21 protein-coding genes and 2 pseudogenes are annotated in these 26,183 nt (G+C 71.5%); 7 read left to right on the top strand and 16 right to left on the bottom strand.

Annotated features, from left to right (window positions below):
- Positions 1 to 603 precede the first annotated feature (603 nt).
- On the top strand, positions 604 to 2,064 hold the full coding sequence (locus QSK45_RS12480) for an amino acid permease (protein ID WP_285556127.1): 1,461 nt from the start codon (positions 604 to 606) through the stop codon (positions 2,062 to 2,064).
- Between the two features lie 389 nt (positions 2,065 to 2,453).
- Here QSK45_RS12480 and QSK45_RS12475 read toward each other — a convergent pair whose 3' ends face one another.
- Positions 2,454 to 2,681, bottom strand: coding sequence for a hypothetical protein (locus tag QSK45_RS12475; protein ID WP_285556125.1), 228 nt, complete (start codon positions 2,679 to 2,681; stop codon positions 2,454 to 2,456).
- A gap of 230 nt (positions 2,682 to 2,911) precedes the next feature.
- Positions 2,912 to 3,904: a LysR family transcriptional regulator gene (locus tag QSK45_RS12470; RefSeq protein WP_285556123.1), complete on the bottom strand. Its 993-nt coding sequence runs from the start codon at positions 3,902 to 3,904 to the stop codon at positions 2,912 to 2,914.
- An 861-nt stretch (positions 3,905 to 4,765) separates the two neighbouring features.
- On the opposite strand from QSK45_RS12470, the gene QSK45_RS12465 reads away from it, so the two are divergent.
- The 5 genes from QSK45_RS12465 (at position 4,766) to QSK45_RS12445 (ending at position 12,559) form a co-directional block, all read left to right on the top strand.
- On the top strand, positions 4,766 to 6,229 hold the full coding sequence (locus QSK45_RS12465; RefSeq protein WP_285556121.1) for an aminopeptidase P family protein: 1,464 nt from the start codon (positions 4,766 to 4,768) through the stop codon (positions 6,227 to 6,229).
- Between the two features lie 125 nt (positions 6,230 to 6,354).
- A complete protein-coding gene (locus QSK45_RS12460) occupies positions 6,355 to 7,800 on the top strand; it encodes an aminopeptidase P family protein (RefSeq protein ID WP_285556119.1) in 1,446 nt (481 codons plus the stop codon).
- 106 nt (positions 7,801 to 7,906) lie between these two features.
- Positions 7,907 to 8,614, top strand: coding sequence for a GntR family transcriptional regulator (locus QSK45_RS12455; protein ID WP_285556116.1), 708 nt, complete (start codon positions 7,907 to 7,909; stop codon positions 8,612 to 8,614).
- A 346-nt stretch (positions 8,615 to 8,960) separates the two neighbouring features.
- The gene (locus QSK45_RS12450) at positions 8,961 to 9,485 is read left to right on the top strand and encodes a P-loop nucleotide/nucleoside kinase family protein (protein ID WP_285556114.1); all 525 of its coding nucleotides are present in this window, start codon (positions 8,961 to 8,963) and stop codon (positions 9,483 to 9,485) included.
- Between the two features lie 479 nt (positions 9,486 to 9,964).
- Complete coding sequence (locus tag QSK45_RS12445; RefSeq protein WP_285556112.1) at positions 9,965 to 12,559, top strand: collagenase; 2,595 nt, start codon at positions 9,965 to 9,967, stop codon at positions 12,557 to 12,559.
- Positions 12,560 to 13,075: 516 nt separating this feature from the next.
- Here QSK45_RS12445 and QSK45_RS12440 read toward each other — a convergent pair.
- From QSK45_RS12440 to QSK45_RS12395, 10 genes are all read right to left on the bottom strand, one after another.
- The gene (locus QSK45_RS12440; protein WP_285556335.1) at positions 13,076 to 14,002 is read right to left on the bottom strand and encodes an ornithine cyclodeaminase family protein; all 927 of its coding nucleotides are present in this window, start codon (positions 14,000 to 14,002) and stop codon (positions 13,076 to 13,078) included.
- 5 nt (positions 14,003 to 14,007) lie between these two features.
- Positions 14,008 to 15,051 carry a proline racemase family protein gene (locus tag QSK45_RS12435; protein WP_285556109.1) on the bottom strand — a complete coding sequence of 348 codons (1,044 nt, stop codon included), beginning with the start codon at positions 15,049 to 15,051 and terminating at the stop codon, positions 14,008 to 14,010.
- A 222-nt stretch (positions 15,052 to 15,273) separates the two neighbouring features.
- Positions 15,274 to 16,275 carry a proline racemase family protein gene (locus QSK45_RS12430; protein WP_285556107.1) on the bottom strand — a complete coding sequence of 334 codons (1,002 nt, stop codon included), beginning with the start codon at positions 16,273 to 16,275 and terminating at the stop codon, positions 15,274 to 15,276.
- A gap of 2 nt (positions 16,276 to 16,277) precedes the next feature.
- Positions 16,278 to 17,174: a dihydrodipicolinate synthase family protein gene (locus QSK45_RS12425; protein ID WP_285556105.1), complete on the bottom strand. Its 897-nt coding sequence runs from the start codon at positions 17,172 to 17,174 to the stop codon at positions 16,278 to 16,280.
- A 55-nt stretch (positions 17,175 to 17,229) separates the two neighbouring features.
- Positions 17,230 to 18,645, bottom strand: a complete 1,416-nt coding sequence (locus QSK45_RS12420) for an FAD/NAD(P)-dependent oxidoreductase (RefSeq protein ID WP_285556103.1) — start codon at positions 18,643 to 18,645, stop codon at positions 17,230 to 17,232.
- On the bottom strand, positions 18,638 to 18,892 hold the full coding sequence (locus QSK45_RS12415) for a (2Fe-2S)-binding protein (RefSeq protein WP_285556101.1): 255 nt from the start codon (positions 18,890 to 18,892) through the stop codon (positions 18,638 to 18,640). Before QSK45_RS12415 ends, QSK45_RS12420 begins: the two co-directional genes overlap by 8 nt.
- Entirely contained in the window at positions 18,889 to 20,055 is a 1,167-nt protein-coding gene (locus tag QSK45_RS12410) for an NAD(P)/FAD-dependent oxidoreductase (RefSeq protein WP_285556099.1), read from the bottom strand. The genes QSK45_RS12415 and QSK45_RS12410 overlap by 4 nt, the downstream gene beginning before the upstream one ends.
- A 603-nt stretch (positions 20,056 to 20,658) precedes the next feature.
- Positions 20,659 to 21,555, bottom strand: coding sequence for an ATP-grasp domain-containing protein (locus QSK45_RS12405; RefSeq protein ID WP_285556097.1), 897 nt, complete (start codon positions 21,553 to 21,555; stop codon positions 20,659 to 20,661).
- Complete coding sequence (locus QSK45_RS12400) at positions 21,552 to 22,436, bottom strand: ATP-grasp domain-containing protein (protein ID WP_285556095.1); 885 nt, start codon at positions 22,434 to 22,436, stop codon at positions 21,552 to 21,554. Before QSK45_RS12400 ends, QSK45_RS12405 begins: the two co-directional genes overlap by 4 nt.
- A gap of 965 nt (positions 22,437 to 23,401) precedes the next feature.
- On the bottom strand, positions 23,402 to 23,812 hold the full coding sequence (locus QSK45_RS12395) for a RidA family protein (protein WP_285556093.1): 411 nt from the start codon (positions 23,810 to 23,812) through the stop codon (positions 23,402 to 23,404).
- 77 nt (positions 23,813 to 23,889) lie between these two features.
- Between QSK45_RS12395 and QSK45_RS12390 the strand changes: the two genes are divergently transcribed.
- Positions 23,890 to 24,261, top strand: coding sequence for a winged helix-turn-helix transcriptional regulator (locus tag QSK45_RS12390; RefSeq protein ID WP_285556091.1), 372 nt, complete (start codon positions 23,890 to 23,892; stop codon positions 24,259 to 24,261).
- Positions 24,262 to 24,283: 22 nt separating this feature from the next.
- On the opposite strand, the pseudogene QSK45_RS12385 reads toward QSK45_RS12390, so the two are convergent.
- The 4 genes and pseudogenes from QSK45_RS12385 to QSK45_RS12370 all read right to left on the bottom strand — a co-directional run.
- Positions 24,284 to 24,546, bottom strand: a pseudogene (locus QSK45_RS12385) (IS701 family transposase); the annotation flags it as partial.
- Positions 24,547 to 24,701: 155 nt separating this feature from the next.
- Entirely contained in the window at positions 24,702 to 25,241 is a 540-nt protein-coding gene (locus QSK45_RS12380) for a GNAT family N-acetyltransferase (RefSeq protein ID WP_285556088.1), read from the bottom strand.
- 256 nt (positions 25,242 to 25,497) lie between these two features.
- The gene (locus QSK45_RS12375; protein ID WP_285556086.1) at positions 25,498 to 25,743 is read right to left on the bottom strand and encodes a hypothetical protein; all 246 of its coding nucleotides are present in this window, start codon (positions 25,741 to 25,743) and stop codon (positions 25,498 to 25,500) included.
- Between the two features lie 143 nt (positions 25,744 to 25,886).
- A pseudogene (locus QSK45_RS12370) lies at positions 25,887 to 25,986 on the bottom strand.
- Positions 25,987 to 26,183 lie beyond the last annotated feature (197 nt).

The raw sequence follows: 26,183 nt of genomic DNA, 5'->3' as shown, positions 1-26,183 counted from the left end.
TTTTTGACGCCCACCCCGTCTCGGACGAGCAGGTAGGCAGCGACCCGGGAGGCCCGCGCGAGGCGTAGCGGCAGGGATGGCCGAGGCCGGATCAGCGGTGGTTCTCGCGACCACACCGCGGTGTTGTGCATAGGAGGCTCCCACGGGGGCCGGAACACGGGAGACGACGCGGGAACCACGACGGACGAGGTGGTTCCGCGTCGCTGAAAAATTAGGGCATGGTGAACACTTAAGACAAGCCCCCGGAAGTCCTCGGCGCCCGGCCGCCCCTCACGGCCGGCCTGGAGGGTGCGCGAGGGGGCGCCGCGGGGCCCGTGCCGATGGCGTGCGCCCACGAGGAGAGGCCCGGCCGACGCCTCTTGTTTTTTTTGATCGTCGTGAACTATTTTCCTCACGGCCACCCGTGCCTGCCCTGGCGGACACGGGCCACGAGGTCGCGGCCCACTATGCCCTCACGGCAACCGCGACCGCGACCTGCGACGCGTCCGACTCCCACACCCGTCCCCTTCTCTCTCCCCCTTCGGCGGAATCTGCGCGGTCACCCCCGCCCCGGTCCGCTGACGCATGCCCTCGTCCGCACCCCCTCCATGGATGGATGCCGAGATGACCACACGTCCCCCTCTCTCCGACACAGACCCGGTGACCACCACCGGGAGCACCGCCGAGAGCACCACCGCGGGTCCCGGGCTGCGCGCCGGGCTGAAGAACCGCCACCTGTCGATGATCGCGATCGGCGGTGTCATCGGCGCCGGCCTGTTCGTCGGTTCCGGCTCCGGCATCGCCGCCGCGGGCCCCGGCATCCTGATCTCCTACGCGCTTGTCGGCGTCCTCGTCGTCCTCGTCATGCGGATGCTCGGCGAAATGGCCGCCGCCAACCCCACGTCGGGCTCGTTCTCCGCCTACGCGGACCGCGCGCTGGGCCGTTGGGCCGGATTCACCATCGGCTGGCTGTACTGGTTCTTCTGGGTCGTGGTGCTCGCGGTCGAGGCGACCGCCGGCGCCAAGATCCTGGCGGGCTGGGTCCCGGCGGTCCCGCAATGGGGCTGGGCCCTGATCGTCATGGTCGTCCTCACCGTCAGCAACCTGGCCTCGGTCAGCTCCTACGGCGAGTTCGAGTTCTGGTTCGCGGGCATCAAGGTCGTCGCCATCGCCGCGTTCATCGTGCTGGGCTCCCTCGCGCTCTTCGGCCTGCTGCCCGGCTCGGACCACCCGGCGACCGGCTTCTCCAATCTGACCGCGCACGGCGGGTTCCTGCCGCACGGGCCGGGAGCGATCCTCACCGGTGTCCTGATGGTGGTCTTCTCCTTCATGGGCAGCGAGATCGTCACGCTGGCGGCCGGTGAGTCCGAGGACCCGCGGGGCGCGGTCACCAGGGCCACCAACAGCGTGATCTGGCGGATCGCGGTGTTCTACCTGGGCTCGATCCTGATCGTGGTGTCGCTGCTGCGCTGGGACGACCCGGCGATCCTCAAGGACGGCTCGTACGTCGCCGCACTGAGCTCCATCGGCATCCCGCACGCCGCGCAGATCATGAACGCCATCGTGCTGACCTCCGTGCTGTCCTGTCTCAACTCCGGTCTGTACACCGCGTCCCGGATGGCGTTCTCCCTCGGCGGGCGCAACGACGCTCCGGCCGCCTTCGGCCGCACCACGCAACGCGGCGTGCCGCGCACGGCCATCCTGGCCTCGGTGGTCTTCGGCTTCGTCGCGGTCGCCTTCAACTACCTGTGGCCGGACACGGTCTTCCAGTTCCTGCTCAACTCCTCCGGCGCGATCGCGCTGTTCGTCTGGCTGGTGATCTGCTTCTCCCAGCTGCGGATGCGCAGGATCCTCCAGCGGGAGGCACCGGAGAAGCTGATCGTCAAGATGTGGCTCTTCCCCTACCTGACCTGGGCCACCATCGCCCTGATCACGTTCGTCCTGGGCTACATGCTGACGGACACGGCCAACGGCGGCGGCCGCGATCAGGTGGTCCTGTCCACCCTGGTGGCTGCGGGCGTGGTGGTCATCGCGCTGATCCGCCAACGGCTGGGCCGCGGGCGCGAGGCCGTCACACCGTCGTAGGAGCCGGGGCCTGTCGGCCGACGGCGGTGGTACCGGGAGGCCGAGGTCCGTCCCGACAGCCCCGCCGTCGGCCGACGGCGGCAACCCCGCCTTCGGCCGTCGGCGGTGGCGCGGCGAACCGACTGGGCTCGGCCACGGAGGCCGCCAGGGCCTCGGCCAGTTCCTCCCCCGCCATCACCGCCGGTCCGGCTCCGTCTCGCGCGCCACGGAGGGCCGCCGGGCGTGGGGCACACCCACCAGGTCAGCCGGCGACGGCGCCCGCCTGCAAAGCGCGGACAAGTACGACGCCGTACTGCCGGACCGACCCAGCGCGCGGCGGGTCCACCGTGGCGAAAGCGCGCGAGCGCCGGGCGCCGGAAAGACCCGGCGCCCGGCGTGGCAGCCGGCCGTCACTTCTTGTGGCAGCCCCACTTGCCGTTGGCTTTGGTGAAGTGCTCACCCTTGGGACACTTCTTGTGGCTCGGCGTCGGACGAGGAGTGGATGCATGCTGGGCGGCGGTCGCGTGGGTGTTCGCGGGCACCGCCACGGCTGTCCCGGTGGAGGCCATCGCTGCTCCTCCGGCGAGTGTGCCCGCGGCGACGCTGGCGACCAGAACCCGTACGATCTTGCTGCGCATGATCGGCACCTTTCTGCGGTCGGCGTCAATACCTCCGTCAATTCCTGGGGGGCGGTTCCGCACTACGCGACCGCGACCGACACCAACTCCCGGCGGCTGTCGCGTCCGCAGCCGGGTCCGGCATGCCCAGGCGTCATGACCCGCCGTACTCGGACGCTCGGAGTCGATCGAACGGGGAATCCTCGCCGGGTTCGAGATCGACGTGCCCGAGATCCACGCCCGCCTCCCGATCAGCGCGTTCTCGGGAGGGACGCGCTCAGCCCGTCCGGCAAGCGCGCGGTCGTGTAGGCGCGTGCGACCCATTTCTGCAGGTGCGGTGCGCGGGCCAGCAGGTTTCGGTAGACGCGGACGGCGTGGTGATGCAAAGCCTCTGCCACCGGTGCCGCCACGGCCTCCGCGCGCCAGACCAGCAGATGCCGCTGCCACAGTGGGTCCCCGGCCAGCGGCCTGACCAGAACGCCGTCGGCCGGGCGCAAGGTGGGCTGAACGGTGGTCACGCCAAGGCCCTTGGCGATCATCGACTGCAACTGGTCGGGCACGTGGAACTCGTGTGTGCTCGCGGGTTCGAAACCCGCGGCCCGGCAGGCGTCGTAGAAGGCGGCGGGCCAGCCCACGCCGTCGTCGGAGGCGATGAACCAGGTGTCCTCGGACAACTCCTCCAGCGGTACCTCGACTCGGTGCGCCAGCGGGTGGCCGGCCGGCATCGCGACGAAGATCGGAACGGTGGTGATGGCGCGGTGCGCCAGAGCCGGGGAGTGCCGCACCGGCAGCCCGGGATAGTCGACGCCCAAGGCGGCGTCGAGTTCACCGGCCTCCAGGAGCCTGATGAGCTCACCGGTGGCGTACACGCTGCAGACGGAGACCGTGAGGTCCGGGCAGAGATCGCGGAGGGTGTCCAGCAGGGCCGGCACCACGGGGGTGTTGGTGACGCCCAGCCGGAGCGTGCCGGCTGTCACGGCCGGACCACCCGTACGGCGCCGGCCAAGGGCATCGGCCCGGAGCAGTACCTCGCGGGCCTGGCTCACGACCTCCGCACCATAAGCCGTCAGTTCCACACCCGTGCTGCCGCGCACGAACAGCCCTTCACCGAACAGTCGCTCGATGCGCCGCAGTTGGGAACTCAGCGCGGGCTGGGTGAACCCGAGCGCGGCCGCTGCCCGCCCGACGCTCCCGGAGTCCGCGATCGCGCAGAGCACACGCAGATGGCGCAGCTCCAGTTCCATCGGTTCACCTCGCTGTGTGGCGGAAACAGGGACCCAGTATGCGGGTGAGCCTGTGTGTACGGCGGCTCGGTGGTGTCCCGCACCGGAAGACTTATGCCTGGTCCGCTCGTTCTCTTATGCCTCGGCCCGTTGTGCCCGCGGAGCCCGCCGTGGAAGTCTCCGACCGGCGCCTCTGCTCCGGCAAAGTGGAGGATGCCCGCCCACGACGCCTTTCGCGCCGGCTCACCGCATCGCACGTCACCGAAGACCCGTGTTCCCGCGGCTGTACCAGTCGGTCACGAACGGAGCGGCCTCGACTCCGAGGAGAGACACCATGCCTCGCACCGTAATCCGCCTGACTCTTCGGACAACGGCGGCCGCGGTCCACCACGCCCGCCATCGCATCGTGGCGGAAGCGAGGTCGTGGGGTGCCCTTTGCGACGAGGAGGTGGCCTTTCGGCTGGAAGTGGTGGTGGCGGAACTGCTCACCGACGGCCTGCTGCATGCGAGCGGTCCGCTAACCGTCGAGGAGGCCCTGGCGCAGAGTCCGCCACGGCGGTTCCGCGGCGCCTCGGCCCGGTCAGGCGAGGTCGGGCGACGTGCTCGGGCGCGGCCTCGCCCTGGTCCAGGCTCTGTCCTTGTTCCGGGACACCGAGCGCACAGCCGAGGGAACGCGCTGCTGGGCCGTCCTTCCCGCTGTGACAGCAGCCGTAGCCGTTTCGCCCGGTGCGGGAGAGCCTTCCCGTCCTGACGGCGGCAGCGCCCCGCCGGAAGCCGAGCGTTGGTCGGTGACCCCCGCGGGGAGAAGCCTGCTTTCGAGTCTTTTCCCGGCGACATGATTCCGCGGTGTCCGGCCGACACGATACGCAGCCAGGGATTTCCATGCCCGAATCGATGAAGGAGGTGACGGTGACGACGGAGACGGACGAGAACAAGCACCGCAAGAATGGTTTGTATCGCCGGGTGAGCACCGAACTCGCCGAGAACATGAGGCGGGGATGGGCCGACACCGAGCGCCGAGACGTCGAGCCGATCGCGCAGGCGGTGCACACCGCCCACCGCAGGGCGGCGCTGTCCGCCCGTTTCCCCGGTGAGACCCTGGTGGTCCCGGCCGGCCGGCCGAAGGTGCGCACGAACGACACGGCCTACCCCTTCAGGCCGTCCTCGGACTACGTCTACCTGAGCGGCGACCAGTCGCGGGACGCCGTGCTGGTGATGGAACCCGAACGGTCCGGCGGACACCGGGCGATCGCCTACCTGCTCCCGCGTTCCGACCGCGGCAACGGCGAGTTCTGGCTCGACTACCACGGTGAGCTGTGGGACGGGCGCCGCGACAGTCTCGCCGAGAACGAGCGGCGGCTCGGCCTGCCGTGCCGCGACGTCCGCACACTGGCCGGCCGGCTCGGCGCGGTCACCGGCCCCGTCCGCCTGCTGCGAGGTCACGACGCGGGTGTCGACGACGCTCTCGCGAGCAGGGTGACGGCCGGGGACGATGCCGAGTTCCGGGAGTTCCTTTCCGAAATGCGCCTCGTCAAGGACGCCTTCGAGATTGCCGATCTGCGTTTCGCCTGCGAGGCCACCGCCTCCGGGTTCGAGGACGTGGTCCGCGCGCTCGGCACCACCACGCCGACTCCGGAGCGGCTCATCGAGGGAACGTTCCGGACGCGCGCACGCGTCGAGGGCAATGACGTCGGCTACGCATCGGTCTGCGCCGCCGGATCCCACGCCACGATTCTGCACTGGGTGCGCAACGACGGCGCGGCTTATCCCGGGGATCTCCTGCTGCTCGACGCCGGAGTGGAGACCCGCGACCTCTACACCGCCGACGTCACCCGCACGCTGCCCGTCAACGGCCGTTTCACACCGGTGCAGCGCGAGGTCTACGAGGCGGTGTACGCGGCGCAGGAGGCCGGCATCGCCGCGGTCGGGCCCGGCGCCGCCTACCGGGACTTCCACGAGGCCGCCCAGCGGGTACTGGCCGAGCACCTGGCCTCCTGGGGCCTGTTCGGGGAACGGTCGGCGCAAGAGGCGTACGAACTCGGGCTACAGCGGCGCTGGACCCTGGCGGGCACCGGTCACATGCTCGGCCTGGACGTCCACGACTGCGCCAAGGCCCGGACGGAGACGTACGTGGACGGCACGCTGCAACCGGGCATGGTGCTCACGGTCGAGCCGGGCATCTACTTCCAGCCGGACGACCTGACCGTTCCCGAGCGGTATCGCGGCATCGGCGTACGGATCGAGGACGACATCCTCGTGACCGAGGACGGCAACGAGAACCTCTCGGCCTGCCTGCCGCGCCAGGCGGAGGAGGTGGAGGCCTGGATGGCCCGGCTGCGCGGCTGAGACCTCCGGCCGCACCCACCCACCAGGGGGGCGCGGCCGGTCACGGGCGGCCCCCTCGTCGAGGCGGCCGAGGGGTGTCGCAGTGCAGGTCACTGGACCCCGGATCACGACACATGAGGGAATCCATGGAAGACCAGAGCCACGTGCGCGGCACGGGCGGCGAAGAGCGTGCGGGATGGGCGGCGGTGACCGGCCCCTTCCGGGCAGGATGGGCGGAAACGGATCTGCGGCTGCCGGCCGTACCGGGAGCGGCGTGGGCGGCGAAACGGCGCTCGGCGGTGTCGGAGCGGTTCCCCGGTGAACGGGTCGTCGTCCCGTCGGGCGGACTGAAGGTCAGGAGCAACGACTTCGACTACGCGTTCCGGCCTCACTCCGCATTCGTCCATCTCACCGCCGAGCAGGGTACGTCGGCGGTCCCCGACAGCGTCCTGGTCTTCGAACCGACGGGGAGGGGCCACTCGGTGACGATGTTCACCCGGCCCCGGTCACCGCGCGGCGGCGGACCGAACGGAGCGGAGTTCTACGGCGACCGCCGGCACGGCGAGTTCTGGGTCGGCCGACGCCGCACCCTGTCGGAGACGTCCGACGCGCTCGGCATCGAGGTCTGCGCTCGCGACGAGCTGGAGCGGGCCCTCGGCAGGAACGTCCCGACCCGTGTGCTGCGCGGTGAGGACGCGCACGTCGACGCGCTGGTGCCGCCGGTTCCCGGGGCCGACGCCGAACTGGTCTCCTTCCTCTCGGAACTCCGGTTGGTCAAGGACGACTGGGAGGTGGCCGAGCTGGGCGCGGCCGTCGGGTGCACGGTCGCCGGCTTCCACGACGTCGTCGGTGAACTGGACCACGCCACGCGTCTCGCGCGGGGAGAACGCTGGATCGAGGGCACGTTCAACCGGCGTGCCCGGCTCGGGGGTCACGGCCTCGGCTTCGAGACCATCGCGGCGGCCGGCGCGCACGCCTGCGTCCTGCACTGGATGCGCAACGACGGGCCCGTGCGGGACGGGGACCTGCTCCTGCTGGACGCGGGCGTCGAGGCGGACTCCTTCTACACCGGGGACGTCACCCGGACGCTGCCGGTCGGCGGACACTTCACCGACGTCCAGCGCCGCGTCTACGACCTGGTGTTCGCGGCCCAGTCGGCGGGTATCGCCGCGCTGCGGCCCGGCGCACGGTACGGCGACTTCCACGACGCCGCCATGCGCGTCATCGCCGAGGGGCTCGACGCATGGGGCCTCGCACCGCATGGCAGGACGGCCTCCACCTCGCCGTCCGAGCTGTACCGCCGGTACACCCTGTGCGGCTCGGGCCACATGCTGGGGCTGGACTGCCACGACTGTGCCGGTGCCCGCGACGAGACGTACGCGGACGGTGTCCTCGCAGCCGGTCACGTCCTCACCGTCGAACCCGGGCTGTACTTCCAGCCCGACGACCTCACCGTCCCCGAGGCCCTGCGCGGCATCGGCGTGCGCATCGAGGACGACTTCGTCATCACGGAGGACGGGGCCGTGTGCCTGTCGTCCGGCCTGCCGCGCGGCGCGGACGATGTGGAGGCATGGATGGCGTCCCTGCGCTGATCGGCAGGTCCAGGCGCTCCGTCCACGGCCACTGGCCATCGATCCCAAAACAACGTGACATTGTATATTGGGAGGTCACTGGGCTGGACACAGCAGGGGAGCGCAGATGCCTCATCTCGAATCGCGGACGATCGCCGTCCAGACCCATCTGCGCGATCAGGTCGCCGACGCGCTCCGGGCAGCGCTCATAGCCGGCGAACTCCGTCCGGGTGTGATCTACTCGGCCCCCACGCTGGCGGCGGAACTGGGCGTCTCCGCCACCCCGGTGCGCGAAGCCATGCTGGACCTGGCCAGGGAGGGCCTGGTCGAAGCGGTGCGCAACAAGGGCTTCCGGGTCACCGAGATGACCGAGCGGGATCTCGACGAGTTCACCGAGATCCGGACCCTGATCGAGGTCCCCACCGTGGGGCGGGTCGCCGCGACGGCGAGCGCCGAGCAGTTGGAGAGTCTGCGTCCGCTGGCGGAGCAGATCGTCATGGCGGCCCAGGAGCACGACGTCCTCAAGTACCTGGAGTCCGATCACCGGTTCCACCTCGCGCTGCTGGCCCTGGCCGGCAACCACCACCTCGTCCAGGTGGTGGCCGACCTGCGTAAGCGATCACGTCTGTTCGGACTGGGCAGCCTGAACGAGACCGGCCGCCTGGTCGCCTCCGCGCAGGAGCATCTCGAACTCCTCGACCTGCTGGTGGCCGGCCGGGGCCAGGACGCGGAGAACTGCATGCGCCGGCATCTGGCGCATGTCCGCACTCTGTGGGCGGACGGTCGAGCAGAAGCCGAAGAGCGCGAACCGGCCCTTCGTCTGGGTGGCCGCTAGGTTCTGTCCCGCGGGTCACCCGACCGGCTCGCGTCGACGGCGTGGTCCAGGTCGCCGGGCGGGGGATCCGACGAATGCGGAGTGGGCGCGACGTGCGCCGCGTCCGCCGAGTCCGAAGCCCGTGGTCGGCATCGGATCGATCGCCGGAAGGTGACCAACGGGATCTCGTTCCGGATTTCCGCACGGGAGTCCCGTGGCGGGATCTCCCGGAGCGGTTCGGGAACCGGAAGAGGCCCCGTGTCTTCCACGGCGCCGTCACCCGTGACCTCGATCCGCCTGTGGCTCAGGTCGTGGTCAAGCAGACAAAGCGGTGGGCTTCCCCCGCCTGATCTGACACGATCCGGGCGTGACCACGTTGTTCCTGATGGTCGGCCTGCCCGGGGCCGGCAAGACCACTCGTGCCCGGCAGCTCGCCGAGGAGCACGGCGCGCTGCGCCTGACGCCCGACGACTGGATGATCCCGTTGTTCGGTCTGTCGGAGCCGGACGGGAAGCGCGATGTGCTGGAGGGGCGGATGCTCTGGCTCGCCCTGGAGGCGGTGAAGCTCGGCACCGACGTCGTGGTGGACTACGGCTGTTGGTCCCGGGATGAGCGGTCCGCGATCCGCTGGCTGGTGGAGGCCGAGAACGCGTGCTTCCGCATGATCTACCTGCCGGTGGACGACGCGACGCAGCGTGCCCGGATCGACCGCCGCCGGGCGACCGCCCCCGAGCAGACGTTGCCGATGTCCGAGGCCGACATCCTTTACGGGCGGGCGCACTTCGAGGAGCCCGACGAGGCAGAACTCGACAGGCGCACGATGGACGGCCCGCCTCACGGGTGGCCGACCTGGCGGGAATGGGCCGCCGACCGGTGGCCGTCTTTCGTGTGACCGTTCTCCCCCACGACGACGCCGTGCCGCGTTCCCGCCCCGGCCCATGAAGATCCGCCGCGTTCTCTTCCAGGCGGGCGAGGCCGCGGCGGGCCGGAACCTCCTGTGGTGCGCGGGCTGAGCGCCGTCGACATCGGGGATGGTCGGCAGTCTCGCCGCGGCCCGGCCGGAGACGCGTGTCCGCTGCCGTCCGGGGTACGGACTCCCTGGCTTCTTCCCCTGCCCCCACCAGGCCCACTTTCTTGACTCGACGTCAAAGTGCGGCTGCCGTACGCCAATTGGCAACTCCCGATTTCACCGGACGCCTTCCATGAAACATGTCACCTGTGCAATGGTACATGTCACAGGTCGTGGGCATGCCAATGCAGGCACCGGCCGTGTCCCCGTCGCATCGACGGCGCGGCCTCCCTTCCCTCCACGCCCTCTCCCTTTCCCTGTCGGCCACGCCCCGCGTGGCCCGATCCCTCATGGGAGGCGTAGTGAGAAAGTCACTGGTCCGGCGAAGTCTGGGCGCGGCACTGCCGCTGGCCCTGACCTTCGCCATGGGCATCGGCCTGCTGGCGCAACCGGCCGGCGCGACCGAGAACCCGAAGTCCGCCACACACATCGCGGCGGGAGGCGGGAAGCACGCAGGGCCCCCGCCTGTCGCGCAGTACGCCACCGCCGAGACCGAACATGTCGGAAAGGGGCGCCTGAAGGCGTCCCAGCTCCCGCCGCTGGCAGCGAGCAAGGACGCGCTCAGGGAGCCTTACGGCAGGGCGGCGAAACCGCCGCTGCGGCCCTCCAAGTCGGCAGAGACGACGGGCAAGGGCACGGCCGGGAAGAAGAGCGCCACCGCGGCCGCCGCGTGCAACGTCTCCGACTTCACCAGCCGCACCGGCAGCACGCTGGTGCAGCAGATCGAGGCGTCCACGACCGACTGCGTCAACACCCTGTTCAACCTGACGGGAAGCGACGCCTACAACGCCTTCCGCGAAGCCCAGATGACCACCGTCGCCTACGCCCTGCGCGACGGCTCGGCGTCCTACCCCGGCGACTCCAGCACCGGCATGCCGCAGCTCGTTCTCTACCTGCGCGCCGGCTACTACGTCCACTACTACGACGCCACGACGGTCGGCACCTACGGCGACACCCTGCGGACCGCCATCCGCTCGGGCCTGGACGCCTTCTTCGCCGGCCCGCACTCCCGCGACGTCACCGACGCCAACGGCGAGACCCTCGCCGAAGCAGTCACCCTCATCGACAGCGCCGAGGAGAACGCCCGCTACATCTATGTCCTCAAGCAGCTGCTGGCGGACTACGACGCCTCGTGGAACGCGTCGTGGTGGATGCTCAACGCGGTCAACAACGTCTACACCGTGACCTTCCGCGGGCACCAGGTGCCCGCGTTCGTGACGGCCGTCCAGTCGGACCCCAGCCTGATCGACTCCCTGTACGACTTCGCCTCCGGCCACCTGTCACTGCTCGGAACCGACCAGTCCTATCTCACGTCCAACGCGGGACGGGAACTCGGCAGGTTCCTCCAGCACTCCGCTCTGCAGTCCAAGGTCCGTCCACTGGCCGCCAGCCTGCTGAACTCAAGTTCGATCAAGGGCGCCACCGCTCCCCTGTGGGTCGGCGTGGCCGAGATGACCGACTCCTACGACCAGGCCGACTGCTCCTACTACGGCACCTGCAACCTGCAGTCGCAGCTGGCGAGTTCGGTGCTGACGGTGACCTACCCGTGCAGCTCCGGCATCACCATCAAAGCGCAGCAGATGACGTCGGGCGAACTGTCGTCCACCTGCTCCAGCCTGCGCAACCAGGACGCGTACTTCCACAGCGTCGTCAAGGACAACGGTCCCGTCGCCAACGACGACAACAGCACGATCGAAGTCGTGGTCTTCGACTCCAGCACCGACTACCAGACCTACGCCGGCGCCATGTACGGGATCGACACCAACAACGGCGGCATGTACCTCGAGGGCGACCCGGCGGCGGCCGGCAACCAGCCGCGCTTCATCGCCTACGAGGCCGAGTGGCTGCGCCCGGACTTCCAGATCTGGAACCTCAACCACGAGTACACGCACTACCTCGACGGCCGGTTCGACATGTACGGCGACTTCAACGCCGGCATCACCACGCCCACCGTCTGGTGGATCGAGGGCTTCGCGGAGTACGTCTCCTACTCCTACCGCGGTGTCACCTACAACGAGGCCATGACCGAGGCCGGTCACGGTACTTACAGCCTCAGTACGCTGTTCGACACCACGTACGGCAACGACACCACGCGGATCTACCGCTGGGGCTACCTGGCCTCCCGGTACATGCTCGAAAACCACCCCTCGGACATGGCCACCGTGCTCGGCTACTACCGCACCGGTGACTGGAACGCCGCCCGCAGCTACCTGACCGGCACCATCGGTACCCGCTACGACAGCGACTTCCGCACCTGGCTGGCCGGCTGCGCGGCGGGCAGCTGCGGCGGCGGTGGCGGTGGGACCGACAAGGCTCCGAACGCGGCGTTCGGCTTCTCCGTGAGCAACCTGACCGCCACCTTCACCGACCAGTCCACCGACTCCGACGGCACCATCGCGAAGCGGTCCTGGAACTTCGGTGACGGCACCACCTCCACCGCCACCAACCCGAGCAAGACCTTCGGCGCGGCCGGCACCTACAGCGTCACGCTCACCGTCACCGACGACAAGAACGCGACCAGCAGCGTCACCAAGAGCGTCACCGTGGGTTCCGGCGGTGGCGGCACGACCGAGTGCACCGACCCGGACGCCCGGGTCCTGGGCCAGAACTGCCGGCGCAGCAACCGGTCCGCCGCCACCGGCGACAACGACTACCTCTACGTCCACCTGCCGGCCGGCGTGTCCCAGCTGAGGATCACCACGTCCGGCGGCACCGGTGACGCCGACCTCTACTACAGCGGCAGCGGCTGGGCCACCAGCACCAGCTACACGAACCGTTCGACCGGTGCGGGCAACAGCCACACCCTGACCGTCACCAACCCTCCGGCCGGCTACAACTACATCACTCTCCACGGGGCGCAGAGCTTCTCCGGCGTCACCGTCTCCACCCAGTACTGAGCCGCCCCCGCGGTACCGCTCCTCTCACGGCCGGCGCGGCTCCCCGCCCGGCCGTGAGTCGCGGGCGGCGACGCCACAGGGGACCGCCGCAGCCCGGACTCCGGCCATCGCGAACGAACGGCTCCGCCTCACCGAAGGAGGTGGCCAGGTGAAGGCCTCACCGCCACGACCACGGCTTCTCCGGCCGGTATCCTCGCTTCTCCCACGGTCGCCTGTGCCCTCGCGTCGCCCGCCGCGGACAGCGGCGACCGCACCACGCCGCGGCTTCCGTCTCGCGGACGTCCCCATCGCACCGCGCAGGTCTCCGGCCTCCCGCTTCGGCGAAGCATGGATCGACCAGCAGCACGGCGGGGCTCACCGGCGCCGTCACGCGCCTGCGGCGTCGACGTCCGTGAGGATTCGCGAGCCGATCAGCCGGGCGCTGTCGGCCCGCGGGGTCACGCCGCTCTCCGGCTGAACGTCGCGTCCGGGGAGAACGGCGGGGCGCGGCCCCCGGGGAGTGGAAACTGCCGGCAGTCACAGTCGTCCGCCCCCCTGCCGGTACACCGCGACGGCCACCACCAGGTCCTCCCATGCCATGCCGCTCGTCTTGACGACCATCGGCCGGTCCGGGCGGACGACCGCTCCCGGGCCGAGCAGGTCGGCCATGGCCACCAGGGAGCCCGGGTCGAGCCTGCCCTCCCGCACCGCGAGGACGACGTCACCGGCCTCGCGGAGCGCGACGTCGCGGCTCTCCACGACGACCGTCGCGCGTCCCATGAGCACACCGTCGAGTTCCCGCGCCGACGGCTCGTGGGAACCGACGGCCAGCACGACCGCCGAGTCGCGCACGAGGTTCCCGTCGACGACCGGTTCACGGGCCGAGGTCGCCGCGACGACGACGTCCGCGCCGCGGACGCGACCGGCGATCGCCGCGTCGTCCGCCGCCAGGTGACGGTCGGCCCATGCCGGGGCCGCACCGCCGGAGCGTGTGACGGCCGTGACATCGGCGACCGGGACGTGGGCCCGGAGGGTGCGCACGTGCCCCTCGCCCTGCGGGCCCGTGCCGAAGACCACCAGGCGCAGCCCGCCGGCGCCGGAGGCCGCGAGCGCGCGCAGCCGGTCCAGACATGCGGCGACCGCGACCGCGGGCGTGCGCAGGGTTGTCAGCGCGACCCCGTCGAGGATCGCGACGGGGGTCAACGTCCCGCTGTCGTGCAGGATGTACGTCGCGTTGATCCGCCGCAGTCCGCGCGCCGCGTTGCCGGGAGCGACGGTCGCCACCTTCACCCCGAACCAGCCTCCGGCCTCCGATGGCATCAGCAGGCCCTGTCCGCCGGCCAGCGGGACGACGGAGCGTGGCACGTCGCCGTCCGGATCGAGGCCCCCGGCCAGGGCGTCACGAATCGCGGCGACAGCGGCGACGGGACCGAGTGAGAAGACGTCCTCGGCGTCGAGAACCACCCCGCTCACCGCAGCACGAACCCGGGAAGGAGAACGTCGCGGGGATCGACGGTGAACCGGCATGTCCCCACCTCGTGGGCCGTGCCCGTCACCGCCGTGATCACCGCCGGCTCGCCGTGCGCCGTGGTCCGCTCCGTGATCCGCGCGCGGAAGAGGGAGCCCACGACGGACTCGTGCCGCAGTTCGTCACCGGGGCTCAGTTCCCCGGCGTCGGCCAGCAGCGCGACCCTGGCGGACGTGCCCGAACCGCACGGGGACCGGTCGACCTCGCCGTCGGCGAACACCGTGATGTTGCGCTGGTGCAGTCGCCGGGTGCCGTCGGCCCGCAGCCGTGGCAGGCGGACCTCCTCGGTGAACACCGTCCCGTAGATTCCGGAGAGCCGGGAATCCTGGGGGTGCTCGGCGGCACCGGCCGCGTTGAGGGCGTCGCGGATCTCCCGGCCCACCGCGATGAACTCCGTGACGTCCTCGGGCCGGACCCGCAGGCCGGCCGCGGCTGCCGGCAGCACGGCATACATCGCACCGCCGAAGGCGATGTCGACGGTGACCCCGCCCCGCGAGGTCGCGACCTCGACGCCGCGGGCGTGGACGTGGCTCGCGACGTTCGTGAACGTCACGTCCTCGACGCGGCCCCCGCTGGTGCGGACGCTCGCCGTGACACGCCCCGAGGGGACGTCGACGACGACGTCGGTCACCCCGTCGGCGGGGGCCGGGACCCGGCCCGAGGCGACCGCCCAGGCCCCGAGGGCGATCGTGCCGTGCCCGCACGCCGTCGAGAACCCGTCCTTGTGCCAGAACAGGACCCCCAGATGGGCGCCTGCGTCGTCCGGTGGGACCAGGAAGCCGCCGTACATGTCCGCGTGGCCGCGGGGCTCGCCGCACAGCAGCGCCCGCACCCACTGCGCTTCGTCGCTCTTGGTCGCAACGACCCGGCGCTCGGCGACGGTGAGCCCGTCGCCGGTCACCGCTGCCGGGCTGTGGGGCACGATCCGGAACGGCTCACCGCCGGTGTGCCAGTCGATCGTCTCGACCGGTTCCGTCCATGTCATCCGTCACACTCCCAGATATGCCTCGCCGACCTACGGGTCGGCGCGCAGGTCGGCGGCCGACCCGGACAGGGTCACACGGCCCGAGTGCCCGCCCGGTTGACCGAGTCGCCGCGGCGTGCCGTCGGCGGTTGGCGTCGCGGACCAGAGGCTTGCCCGCACCCGTGGTGGATGTGTGGCATTCCCGCCGCCTCGTATGCCGCGCGGGCGGGCACACGAGGCGGCTCAGAGGGTGAATCCGGCGGGGTAGGGGTCCGACGGATCAAGCAGGTACTGGGCGGTCCCGGTGATCCAGGCACGGCCGGTCACGGACGGCCGGATGGCCGGCCGGTCCCCGACCGTCGTCTCGTTCAGGACGCGCCCGACGAAGCGGGAGCCGATGAGCGACTCGTTGACGAACTCCCGGCCGACCGCCAGCTGCCCGCGCGCGTGCAGCTGCGCCATCCGGGCGCTGGTGCCCGTGCCGCAGGGCGACCGGTCGAACCATCCGGGGTGGATGGCCATGGCGTGCCTGGAGTGCCGCGCGGTCGACCCGGGGGCCTCCAGATAGACGTGGTGGCACACGTCGATCTCCGGGTTCTCCGGGTGGGCCACCGGGTTCTGCTCGTTGACCGCGTCCATGACGGCCAGTCCGGCGTCGAGCAGCCGCTGTTTCTCCGCCCGGTCGAAGGGGATCCCGAGGTCCTCGGTCCGGACGAAGGCGTAGAAGTTGCCGCCGTAGGCGATGTCGTAGCGCACCGCCCCATGGCCCGGGACATCCACGACCTGGTCGAGGGCGTGACAGTACGACGCGACGTTCTCCAGGGTCACGGCCTCGGCGCGGCCGTCGCGAACCCGTACCCGGGCCGTGACCAGTCCCGCCGGTGTGTCGAGCCGCACCAGGGTCTCCGGCTCGACGACCTCGACCATTCCGGTCTCGACGAGGACCGTCGCGACGCCGATGGTCCCGTGCCCGCACATCGGCAGACAGCCGGAGACCTCGATGAAGAGCACGCCGAAGTCGGCGTCGGGCCGCGTCGGTGGCTGGAGGATGGCCCCGGACATCGACGCGTGCCCGCGCGGCTCGCACATGAGCAGGGTGCGCAGGTGGTCGCGTTCCGCGAGGAACCGCTGCCGCCTCTCGAACATCGTCGCCCCGGGCAGGACGCCCACACCACCCGTGATCACGCGGGTCGGCATCCCCTCGGTGTGCGAGTCGACGGCGTGGTAACAGACCTTCGAGCGCATGGTCACCTCACCCCGGCGTCGATGAGGGCCTGGGTGACGGCGCGCACGACGGCCTCGTCCTCCGGGCGAAGCGGCTGCCGGGGCGGACGGCAGACGCCGCCACGGCGGCCGATCATCTCCTGGCCGAGCTTGATGGCCTGGACGAACTCCGTCCTGCTGTCCCACCGCAGAACCGGGTGCAGCCGGCGGTAGAGCGGAAGCGCCGTATCGAGGTCACCGGCGACCGAGGCGTCGTACAGCGCGAGGCAGGACTCGGGGAACACCTGCGGGTAACCGGCGACCCAGCCCTTGGCGCCGGCGAGGCCGACCTCGAGAAGGGTGTCGTCGGTACCGATCATGAGGTCGAGTCCGGGCGCGAGTTCGGAGATCTCGTAGCAGCGCCGTACGTCGCCGGAGAACTCCTTGACACCGACGATGAGCCCCTCGGCGTGCAGCTTGGCCAGCAGTTCCGGGCGCAGGTCGACCTTGGTGTCGATGGGGTTGTTGTACGCGGTGACGGGCAGGCCCACCGAGGCGACCAGCTCGAAGTGCTCCAGGATCGCACGGTCGTCGGCGCGGTAGGAGTTGGGCGGCAGGCACATGACCGCCTGGCAGCCCGCGTCCTTGGCGAACCGGGCGTGCCGCCGGGCCTCCACACCGCCGTAGGCGCCGACGCCCGGCATCACGGTGAAATCCTCGGGGGCGTTGGCGACGGCCGTCTCGACGACGCGGTCGCGCTCCTCGTCCGTCAGTGTCTGGTATTCGCCCAGGGACCCGTTCGGCGCGACGCCGTGGAGCCCCCGCTCGGCGAGCCAGGCGACACTCTCCGCATAGGCGCCGAAGTCCACCGTGAGGTCGTCGTTGAACGGCAGGCTGGTGGCGACGATGACGCCGTGCCAGGGCTTGCGGGTCTCGGTCATGAGCACTCCTTGTCGGATCTCGCTGGTTCTCACGGGGGTCCGTCCGTTCCGACGGTCATTCGTCGAGCTGGGCGAGCGCGCCGAGGGTGACGGGCGTCGCGACGAGCCGTTCCGCGGGCACGTAGGCCCGCTTCTGTGCCGCGAGGCAGTGCACAGCCGGTCCGCACATCCGCCCCTGACACCAGCCCATACCGGCACGGGTCAGTTGCTTGACCTGCCGGTGGTCATGTGCGCCGCCCTCGGCGCAGGCCGCCCGGACCGCACCCGCGGTCACCTCCTCGCAGCGGCACACGACGGTTTCGTCGGTCAGCCAGGAGGACCAGGCCGCGGGGACCGGGTGGGCCATGCTCATCGCTCGGGCGAAGGCACGTTGCCTCGCCACCGTGGCGCGCGCCCGCACCAGGCTCTTCCTGCTCAGCGCGGGTGCGGCGCCCGAGTCGGCGAGAACGGACTCCGCGGCAAGGCGGCCCTCGGCCACCGCGAGCGGTGCCCCGCCCACACCGCACGCCTCGCCCGCGGCGTAGAGACCGGGAACGGTGGTGCGCTGCCCGTCGTCGACGGCGACGACCGCGTTGCCGTCCGCCGAGTCCGTCAGTTCACAGCCGAAGGGGAGGAGCAGGTCGAGTTGTGGTGCGAAACCCCATCCGACGCCGACGGCATCGACCTCGACCCGTCGTTCCGTGCCCGGCCGCGGGCTGCCGTCGGAGGTCAGCGAGGCGATCCGGACCGAGGTCACGCGCTCGCCTCCTTCGGCGCCGGTGATCGCGGTGCGCGGGCGGACCGGTACGCGGTGGCGGGCGAGCACGGCGGCGTACCCCGCTCCCTCGGCCCACTTGCCCGGGTTGCGCAGCAGCGCACCCGGGTGCCGCAGCCAGGCCCGTGGGTCGGCGGCCTCGCACACCGTGACCACCGCGATCCCGCGCGCCGCGAGGCCGGCGGCCACCGGCAGCAGGAAGGGGCCGGTACCGCCCAGCGCCACGCGGCTCCCGGCCGCCACTCCCCCTCCCTTGAGCAGTGCCTGGAGGCCGCCGATGGTGAGCACGCCCGGCAGGTCCCATCCGGGGAACGGAAGCTGCCGGTCGTAGGCCCCGGTCGCCACGAGGAGCCTCGGCGCGCGCAGGACCACGGGCCTCTCCCGTGGTGCTTCCCGCCGGTCGGCGGCGTGGACCGCGAACTCGTCGTCGCGGACGGCCGACCACACGTGGTGCGCGAGGCGCAGGTCGAGCCGCCCCGCCGCCCGGCCCGCCGACAGCGCCGCGCACAGGGCGAGGTACTCGCGCAGTCCGTGGTGCAGATCCCCGGTCGGGATCGCGACCCGCGCGTGCTCGGGCGGGTGCCGCCAGAACTGGCCGCCGACGGCGGGGCCGGAGTCCACCAGCACGACGCGCAGCCCGCCGGCCAGAGCCGTGACCGCCGCGGCCATGCCCGCGGGGCCCGCGCCCACGACGACGAGGTCTGCCGGCTCACTCATCGTCATGCTCACCGGTGGTGACGGTCATACCCGCGACCGCCTGCACCAGGCAGGCGCGCTGACCTCCGGTCCCCTCGATCCTCACGAGGCAGTCGAAGCAGACCCCGATGCCGCAGAAGACGCCGCGCGGGCGGTGCTGGACGCGGGTGGTGCGCCAGGCGACCCGGCCCGCGGCCACGAGGGCCGCGGCGACGGTCTGTCCCTCGACGAACGGCAGGGGCTCGCCGTCCACGACGATCTCGCTCACTGTGGTGCACCTCCGGAGGTGAAGAAGCGGTCGGGCAGCAGGGCGGTGTGCGCGGCCGGGTCGGCGCCGCGCCAGGGACGGCCGAGCAGGTGGGCCGTCACGAGCGCGCCGGTCGCGGGCGCGAGACCGATGCCCGCCCCCTCGTGACCGCACGCGTGGACGACCCCCGGTACGCGCGGGTCGGGGCCGATGACCGGCAGGTGGTCCGGGCAGTAGGGTCTGAAGCCGCGGTAGGCGCGGATCAGATGGACTCCGCCCAGGAACGGGAAGAGCCGGCATGCCTGTGCCGCGAGCCTCGCGACCACCGCGGTGTTCATCGTCGTGTCGAAGCCGACGCGTTCCCGGCTGGCACCGATGAGGATCGTGCCGCCGGGTGTGCCCTCCACGACGCAGGAGGTCTCCAGGCCGGCGTCGGACGAGGCGACGTTGGCCACGTAGTCGGCCGAGTAGACCTTGTGCCGGACCATCGGCGGCAGCGGCTCGGTCACCAGGACGAAGCCCCGGCGCGGCAGCACCTCGACGGGGGCGCCGAGCCGGCGGCCGACCTCACCGCCCCAGGTCCCGGCGGCGTTGACGACGGCGTCGGCGGGCAGGACGTCGCCGGCCGCCGTCCGTACACCGGTGATCCTGCCGTCCCCGCCGGTCACCGCGCCGACGACCGCGCCTGTGCGGAAGCGTGCGCCGTACCGCACGGCGGCCCGCAGCAGCGCGGTCGCCGCCAGGACCGGCTGCACCTGGGCGTCCTGCGGATAGCGGACGCCGCCGGGAACCCCGGGTGCCAGGTGGGGTTCGATGTCCCGTACGTGGTCGACCGGCTCGACGCGGACTCCGGCCGCTTCCTGCCGCGCGGCGAACTCCCGAAGCGCCGCGAGGTCCTCGGTACCGCACGCGACCACCAGGCCGCCCTTGGGTTCGAGCTCGAACGACTGCGGCCCGAGTTCCTCGCCCGCCTCGTCCCACAGCCTGCGGCTCAACCGCGCCAGGTCGAGTTCGGGACCGGGTGCCTTGTCGGAGAGAAGCACGTTGCCCTCACCGCGACTTGTCGTCCCGGCACCGGCGGGCCCGCGGTCGACGACCGTGACGTCCATACCCGCCGAGGCCGCGTGGAAGGCACAGGCGGCGCCGACGACGCCCGCGCCCACGACGACGACTTTCAGGGTCATCAACTCCCCCGCCCTGTGCAATGTCACATGACATTCTTAGGCTATACACCTGACCGAACCGAAGACAACGCCGCATCCCGGCGTGACGTCGAGACGTGGGTGAGGAGGGAGCGGTGAGCCGACCGGAAACCCGATCACGGCCGGCCGTGACGTTCCGGATGCCGGGGAAGCGTGGCACGGCGACGGGCGAGCCTCGGGGCCCGCGACCGCGGGACGCCTCCCGGGAGCTTGTGGCGGAGTCGGCGGAACCGGCCGCCGCGTCGCGCGTGAGCGGCGAGCGGTCCGCGGAAACGTACGGCAGGCCACTGCCGCACCGCGCTCCGGATCGACTCGACCACCCGGACCCGGACGGGCGGCTCGCGCGTGTGCGGGGCCGCGCCCGAGCCGGGAGCGGGGCGGCGAACCTCCTTCCCGGCCTTCCTGTCCGCCGGACAGGCCACCGACCGGAACTCGACATGGAACCGCTGCCAGCGAGTTCTCCACGCACTCGGTCAGGTTCATGCTGTGCGCGGGCTCGGGCACCGAGCCGGCGCAGGCGTCACCGGCACCCCCGGCAGCAACGGCGACCGATCGTGCGGGAGAGGCGCACCGGGCCGGAGCGGTTCAGGCCTCGGCGGCCGATCCGGACGACGGGGCCCGCCGTACGAGGCGGTCGCGACCGCTCCTGCCTGCGTCCCCGGCGCCACGGCATGGGATCCGGTCCGCACCGGCCCCGTCGCCCCGGGACAGGGCGAGCGCCGCAAGAGCCTCGGGAGCGCCGGACTGGCCCCGGATGCCGGGGAAGGCGTTGATGTCCACGATCAGCGGGGCGCCGTGGCCGCTGTCGATGATGTCCACGCCGTAGACGTCGAGGGAGAACACCTCGCCGACGCGGTGGACCAGGGCCGGCCATCCGGGTGGCAGATCGTCGAGGCGGAGCGCCCGCGTGGGACCGCGTCCCTCGGGGGAGAGCTCGGAGCGGCGCAGGCCGGCGAAGAGCCGGTCGCCGATCGCCCAGAGCTTGTGGTCCCAGCCGTCGTTGGGGGCGAGATCCTGGACCACGACCGGCTCGTCCGGATGGGCGGCGGCCAGTGCCCGCAGCTGCGCGGGGCTGTCGACGCGGGCCACCACATCGTGTCGCCGACTGTGGCGGCTCTTGACCACGGAGGGTCCGGACAGGGCCGGCCCGGACGCCAGCCGGGCGAGGGTGGAGAAGGTGCGCGTGGCCGCGAAGGGAAGCCCGCAGCTCAGGGCCAGTGCGGCCATGGAGGTGCGGTCCTGGCACAGTTCGGTGGCGGCGGCCGAGTTGATCACACAGGCGTGGCGTCGCTCCAGGGTCCGGGCGAGTGCCAGGGCACGTGGAGTACGTGCCTTCAGGAGGTAGACGTCAGCGAGCGGTTCGGGGACGGGCGGCGGCGTACGCGGATCCAGCACATCCACCTGGTGGTCGGGCGCGAGCAGGGCTGTGGTGAGGCTCAGCAGCGGGTGGCCGGGCTCGGAGGTGATCAGGCCGATTCTCATGCCGTCCTGCCCGCCGTGAGATGGACCGGAGCGGCGCCGAGCGGCGGCTGCGCGGCCGAAGTCGCCCCGACCGCACCGGACGCCAGGGCGAGAACGGCTCTCGCCAGGCGCGCCGGCGCGTCGGGGACCTGGCGGAAGCTGGGGAAGTCGTTCACGTCGACGACCACAGGTCCGTTCGGTCCCAGGACCACGTCCACACCGTACAGATCGAGGCCGTAGACCACGCCGACCTGCGCGGCGATCGCGGCGATCTCCGCCGACAACGGCACCCGGCGCTCCCGTGCGGCGTGGTCGGGGTGGAGCGGGGAACGGCGCTCGGTGGCGTACTGCTCGTCGCCGATGCAGTACACCTTGATGTCGACACCCGAGTTGGGCACGTAGGGCTGAGCGATGAGCATGCCCTCCCCCGCCAGTTCGGGGAGCATCTCGGCGAGCCGGTGCGAGGAGGACACCAGGTGCACGGCCCGGCCGGAGCTGCCGTCAGCGGGCTTGACCACGATCGGATACTCCGAATCGGGTATTTCCAGGAGCAGTTCGGGCAGCGCGGCCGCGTAGGTCACCGGCAGGGGCAGCCCGTGGCTGAGGCCGACCGCGGCGGCCAGCGCCTTGTCCCTCACGCCGCGTATCGCCCGTGCGTTGTTGATCGTCGTCAGGCCGGCCGAGGCAGCCGCTTCGAGGAGGGTGAGACCCGGGCCGCCGGAGACCGTCTTGAGCACCCATGCGTCATGGCCGCTCGTCTGTACGGCCTCCGTCAGGCGCAACAGGGAACCGCCGGGGCGCAACACGTCCACCTGGTGGCCCCAGGCGGCGAGTTGGCGGATCACCTCGACGGGCATGCCGTCGTGACGGTACTGCTCCTCCACCAGAAAGCAGAACTTCATCGTTTCTCCCCATCATCGCCGGCCCGTCATACCGCTTGTCGTCCGGCGTTCCGTATGGTCTTCCGGCGTTACAGAATGTCATTACCTCGCGGCCAGGCAGTCCGCCGCCGCCGCGGGACCGGGTGGCGCACGGCGAGCCCTGCCAGGACCGGGACGGGCGGCGCGCCGACTCGGGGACTCATCCGCCGCCGCCTCGCCCTGTCCAGCAGGTGAGTTCGACGCGGGCGCGGCCACTGCGCGCCGCGAGGGAGCCGTACGTCCAGGACCTGACGTGACGTCGACATTGCTGGCGACCGCACCTGGTGGAGTGGTGGTCCGCCGAGTCGACGCCGGAACAACCTCGACGGGCGGCCCTGGACGCTTGAAGTAACGGGCAGTGGAGTAAATATGTCGACGCGTCAGAGATTTCACGGAAGAAGCCCTGCCGCTTCCCGCCCCGAGGAATGGCCGCTGGAGTCGCGTGGGCGTGCGGTCCGGAAGGTACGTGCCCGCCGAGCCGGGGCCCGGGATCGGGCGGATGGCCGAACCCGGCGCACATCACGAGGCATGAGTGGCGGGGAGATGTCCGGTGCCGACCTGCCCCGGACGGTGACCGGAGGTGGCACCGAAGGACGGCGCTGGTCGGGCGGCGAAGCGGCAGCGGCCGCGGCCGCGGATCGTCACGACGTGCCGCTAGGCGGTCGCGGGCCGGTGGGCCTCGGATCGGCGCTCGGTGCCCTGATCGCCGAGCGGGCCCCGCACCGCCCGGCTGCGGACGTCTCGCTGCGCGAGCAGTGGTGCGGCCATGTCCTCGTGGCTCGCCGGGCGCGTCGCGGCATCGGCTGCGACGCCGACGCGGGTCGGCTCACCGTGTGCCCGGAATCGTGGACCGAGCAGCCCGGTCGGCATCACTCGCCGACCGGGGTGCTCCGTCTCGGCGCGCACGGTGGCGATCGCGTGGAGACGAGGCGGACACGCCTCAGGGGTCAGCCGAGAAGAGCGGTCGCCTCGACTTCTACGAGCACATCCGGCTCGAAGAGGTACTCGACACCGATCAGGGAGGCCGGAGGCATGGGGAGCCTGAGCCCGATCTCGTCGGCGACGGCCTCCACACCGGCCATGAAGTCGCCGATCTTCTCCGGGCTCCACCGGGTCACGTAGAACGTCAGACGCAGCACGTCCGCGAACGACGCGCCCGCACCCGCCAGCCCTACGGAGGTGTTGCGCAGTGCCTGGGCGACCTGCCCGGCAAGGTCGCCGGGTGCGACCGGAGTCCCATCGGCCCGGCGGGCGACCTGCCCGCTGACGTGGACGTGTGTCGTGCCGGTCCCGACGGCCACGTGGTGGTACGGAGCCGGCTGCAGCATGCCTTCCGGCGTGAAGTGCTGGACGGTCATCGGTGTTCTCCCTCTGCTCTAGGTATCCGTAAGCTACTTAGTGGAAGAAGGACACTTCAACGAGACCAGGTTTCTCCATGGACACCGACGACGAGTTCCTCATCGGCCCTCCTCATCGCGAACTGCTCGACCAGGTCCTGGACAAGTGGTCGCTCAGCGTTCTCGGCGAACTGTGCGAACGCCCGTGCCGCTTCAACGAGTTGCGCCGAGCCATCCCGCAGGTCACACAGAAGTCGCTGACCGCGACACTCCGGCGACTCGAACGGAACGGCGTGATCGAGCGCGAGGTCGTCTCCACCCGCCCGGTGGCGATCACGTATCGGATCACCCCCCTGGGCAAGACCCTTCGGCATCCCGTCGACGTGCTGCTGGAGTGGGTCTCGGAGAACATGCCCGCTGTCACACGCGCCCGTGAAGCCTTCGACATGCGGGAGGAAACGAACAGCTGAGGCCCCCCGCCCCGGCGGGAAGGCGAGGGGCCGCGTGGGTGAGGAAGACACCGATCCGGCCGTTCTCGGCGCGGCCCGTGGTGGCGGGGTACCGCCGCTGGAGCCCGGCGGAGCGGCGTCCCTCCGGGAAACGCCTGTCACCCACGGCGAGTACGGCTTGGGAATGGCCGAGGTTCCCCACGACGTGATCGCGCACGTCCTCCATGACCTCGTCGGCGTCCCGGTCGATCCGGTCGGCAACCGGGGGATGCGGTCCGGGCCCGCGTGCCCGGCTTCTCCGCCGGTGATCCAGCCGGTCCTGCCGGTCCCGCCGACGGCCGGACAGGTCCACTGCGTTCCACAGGACGTGACGCGCCCCTTCCCGTGGAGGGTGCCCGCGCGCGAGGTCGGGCAGCCCGAGGGAGTCCCCCCTCAGGTCACCCGACCCGGCGACCTCGGGCTCAGGCGGACGGCGTGGCCGGGGGCCGCAGGCCGAGCCACTGCTCGGCGTCCCATGCCTGGAACCGCTCCACCTCGGCGAACCCCAGCTTCGCCGCGAGGCGCATCGAGCCGGCGTTGGCCGTCTGGGTGGTGAGCACCACCGGCTCACCGGGAAGAGTTTCATCGAACCAGTCGAGTGCCGCCGCGCACGCCTCGACGGCATACCCGAATCCCCACGCCCGTGGCAGGAACAGGTAGCCGAGATCGGCCTTCCCCGCGGCAGCCGGGCGACGGTGCTCCGTCGCTCTCCTGAGCAGGACCTGGCCGATCATCGACCCGTCGAGTTCGACGACGAAGCTCCCGGGCCACCGCTCGGGCACCTCGGGCACCTCGCGGTCGAGGTCGTCACGGGGGCGGGGGCCGCCGAGGTAGACGTGCACCTCCGGCGAGGCCAGGAGCTCGATGAACGTCGTACGGTCCCGGGCCTCGGGCGCACGAAGCACGAGTCTCTCTGTCATGATCGGGTCGGGTGGCCACGCTATGGGCCCCAGGTCTGCCATGCGCGCAGGCTAACAGCCCAAGAGGCGCTGGAAACGGGCCTCTTCGCGACCGCCGGCCGGCCGGCGCGGCGCGCCCGGCGGTGGCCGAGCCGCCCACGAGCGTCGAACAGCCCGGCCTCTCCACCGGCACCGACCCACGAGGTCGCGCCGCACGGGTGGCCGACCGCCGCGCCACGGTCGTCGTCCCACGCCTCCTCGGGTGGCTGACGGTCTCCGTGGTCCGACCGGTGCGAAGGGGCGGAGCGGCGGGTGCGGATCAGCGCCCTTCGCCGCGGTGCGCCTTCGCCTCGCGGAAACGCGCCCGGCTCCGCCGCCCACGGACGAAGGGCAGGCCGGACGCTTCGACCGCCCCGTGCCAGGCCAGTGGGGCCAGGCCTGCCCGTGCCGCTCCGGGGCCGAGCGACGCACGGCGTTCGGCGAGCGGCCGCACCCCGGCGACCACCACCTCGGGCACACCGCGCGGCGGGGCCGAACCCCTGCCGATCACGTCCTGCCGGGCCATACGGCTCCGTGGAAATCGGCGCCTCCCGCACCCTGCGCGGTGCCGGGGAGCCAGATCCACGACCTCTCGTCGGCGTGCCAGGCACTGGCACCAGGCCGCTTCCGAGGAACCGGCCGCGGCGTCGACGCGCCGAACGACGGCCTTGGCGGAGAGGGCAGGATTCGAACCTGCGTGGGCCCCCGGAGGGGCCCGACCGTGAGGCGAGCTCGCTGGTCCCCGATCAACCACTCCGGGCACCTCTCCCCGTGACCGGTGTTCGGTCTCCCGTGCCGGTCACAGGAACAACAGTGCCAGGGGCCGCTGACCGGACCCTGACATGCCGCTGACCGGACCGGGCCGGGCCCGCCGGGCTCGGCGCCGTCCGGGCGTGCGTGGCCCTGCGCATGCCTGCCCGGCAGGAGGCAGCGGGGTCGAATCCCATGCCGGTCACGTGGCCGGCG

Origin of the sequence: Streptomyces hygroscopicus subsp. hygroscopicus (assembly GCF_030269125.1) — a bacterium.
GTDB lineage: Bacteria > Actinomycetota > Actinomycetes > Streptomycetales > Streptomycetaceae > Streptomyces > Streptomyces hygroscopicus_C.
Note: the sequence above shows the minus strand (reverse complement) of the source record. Positions and strands in the feature narration are given on the sequence as shown.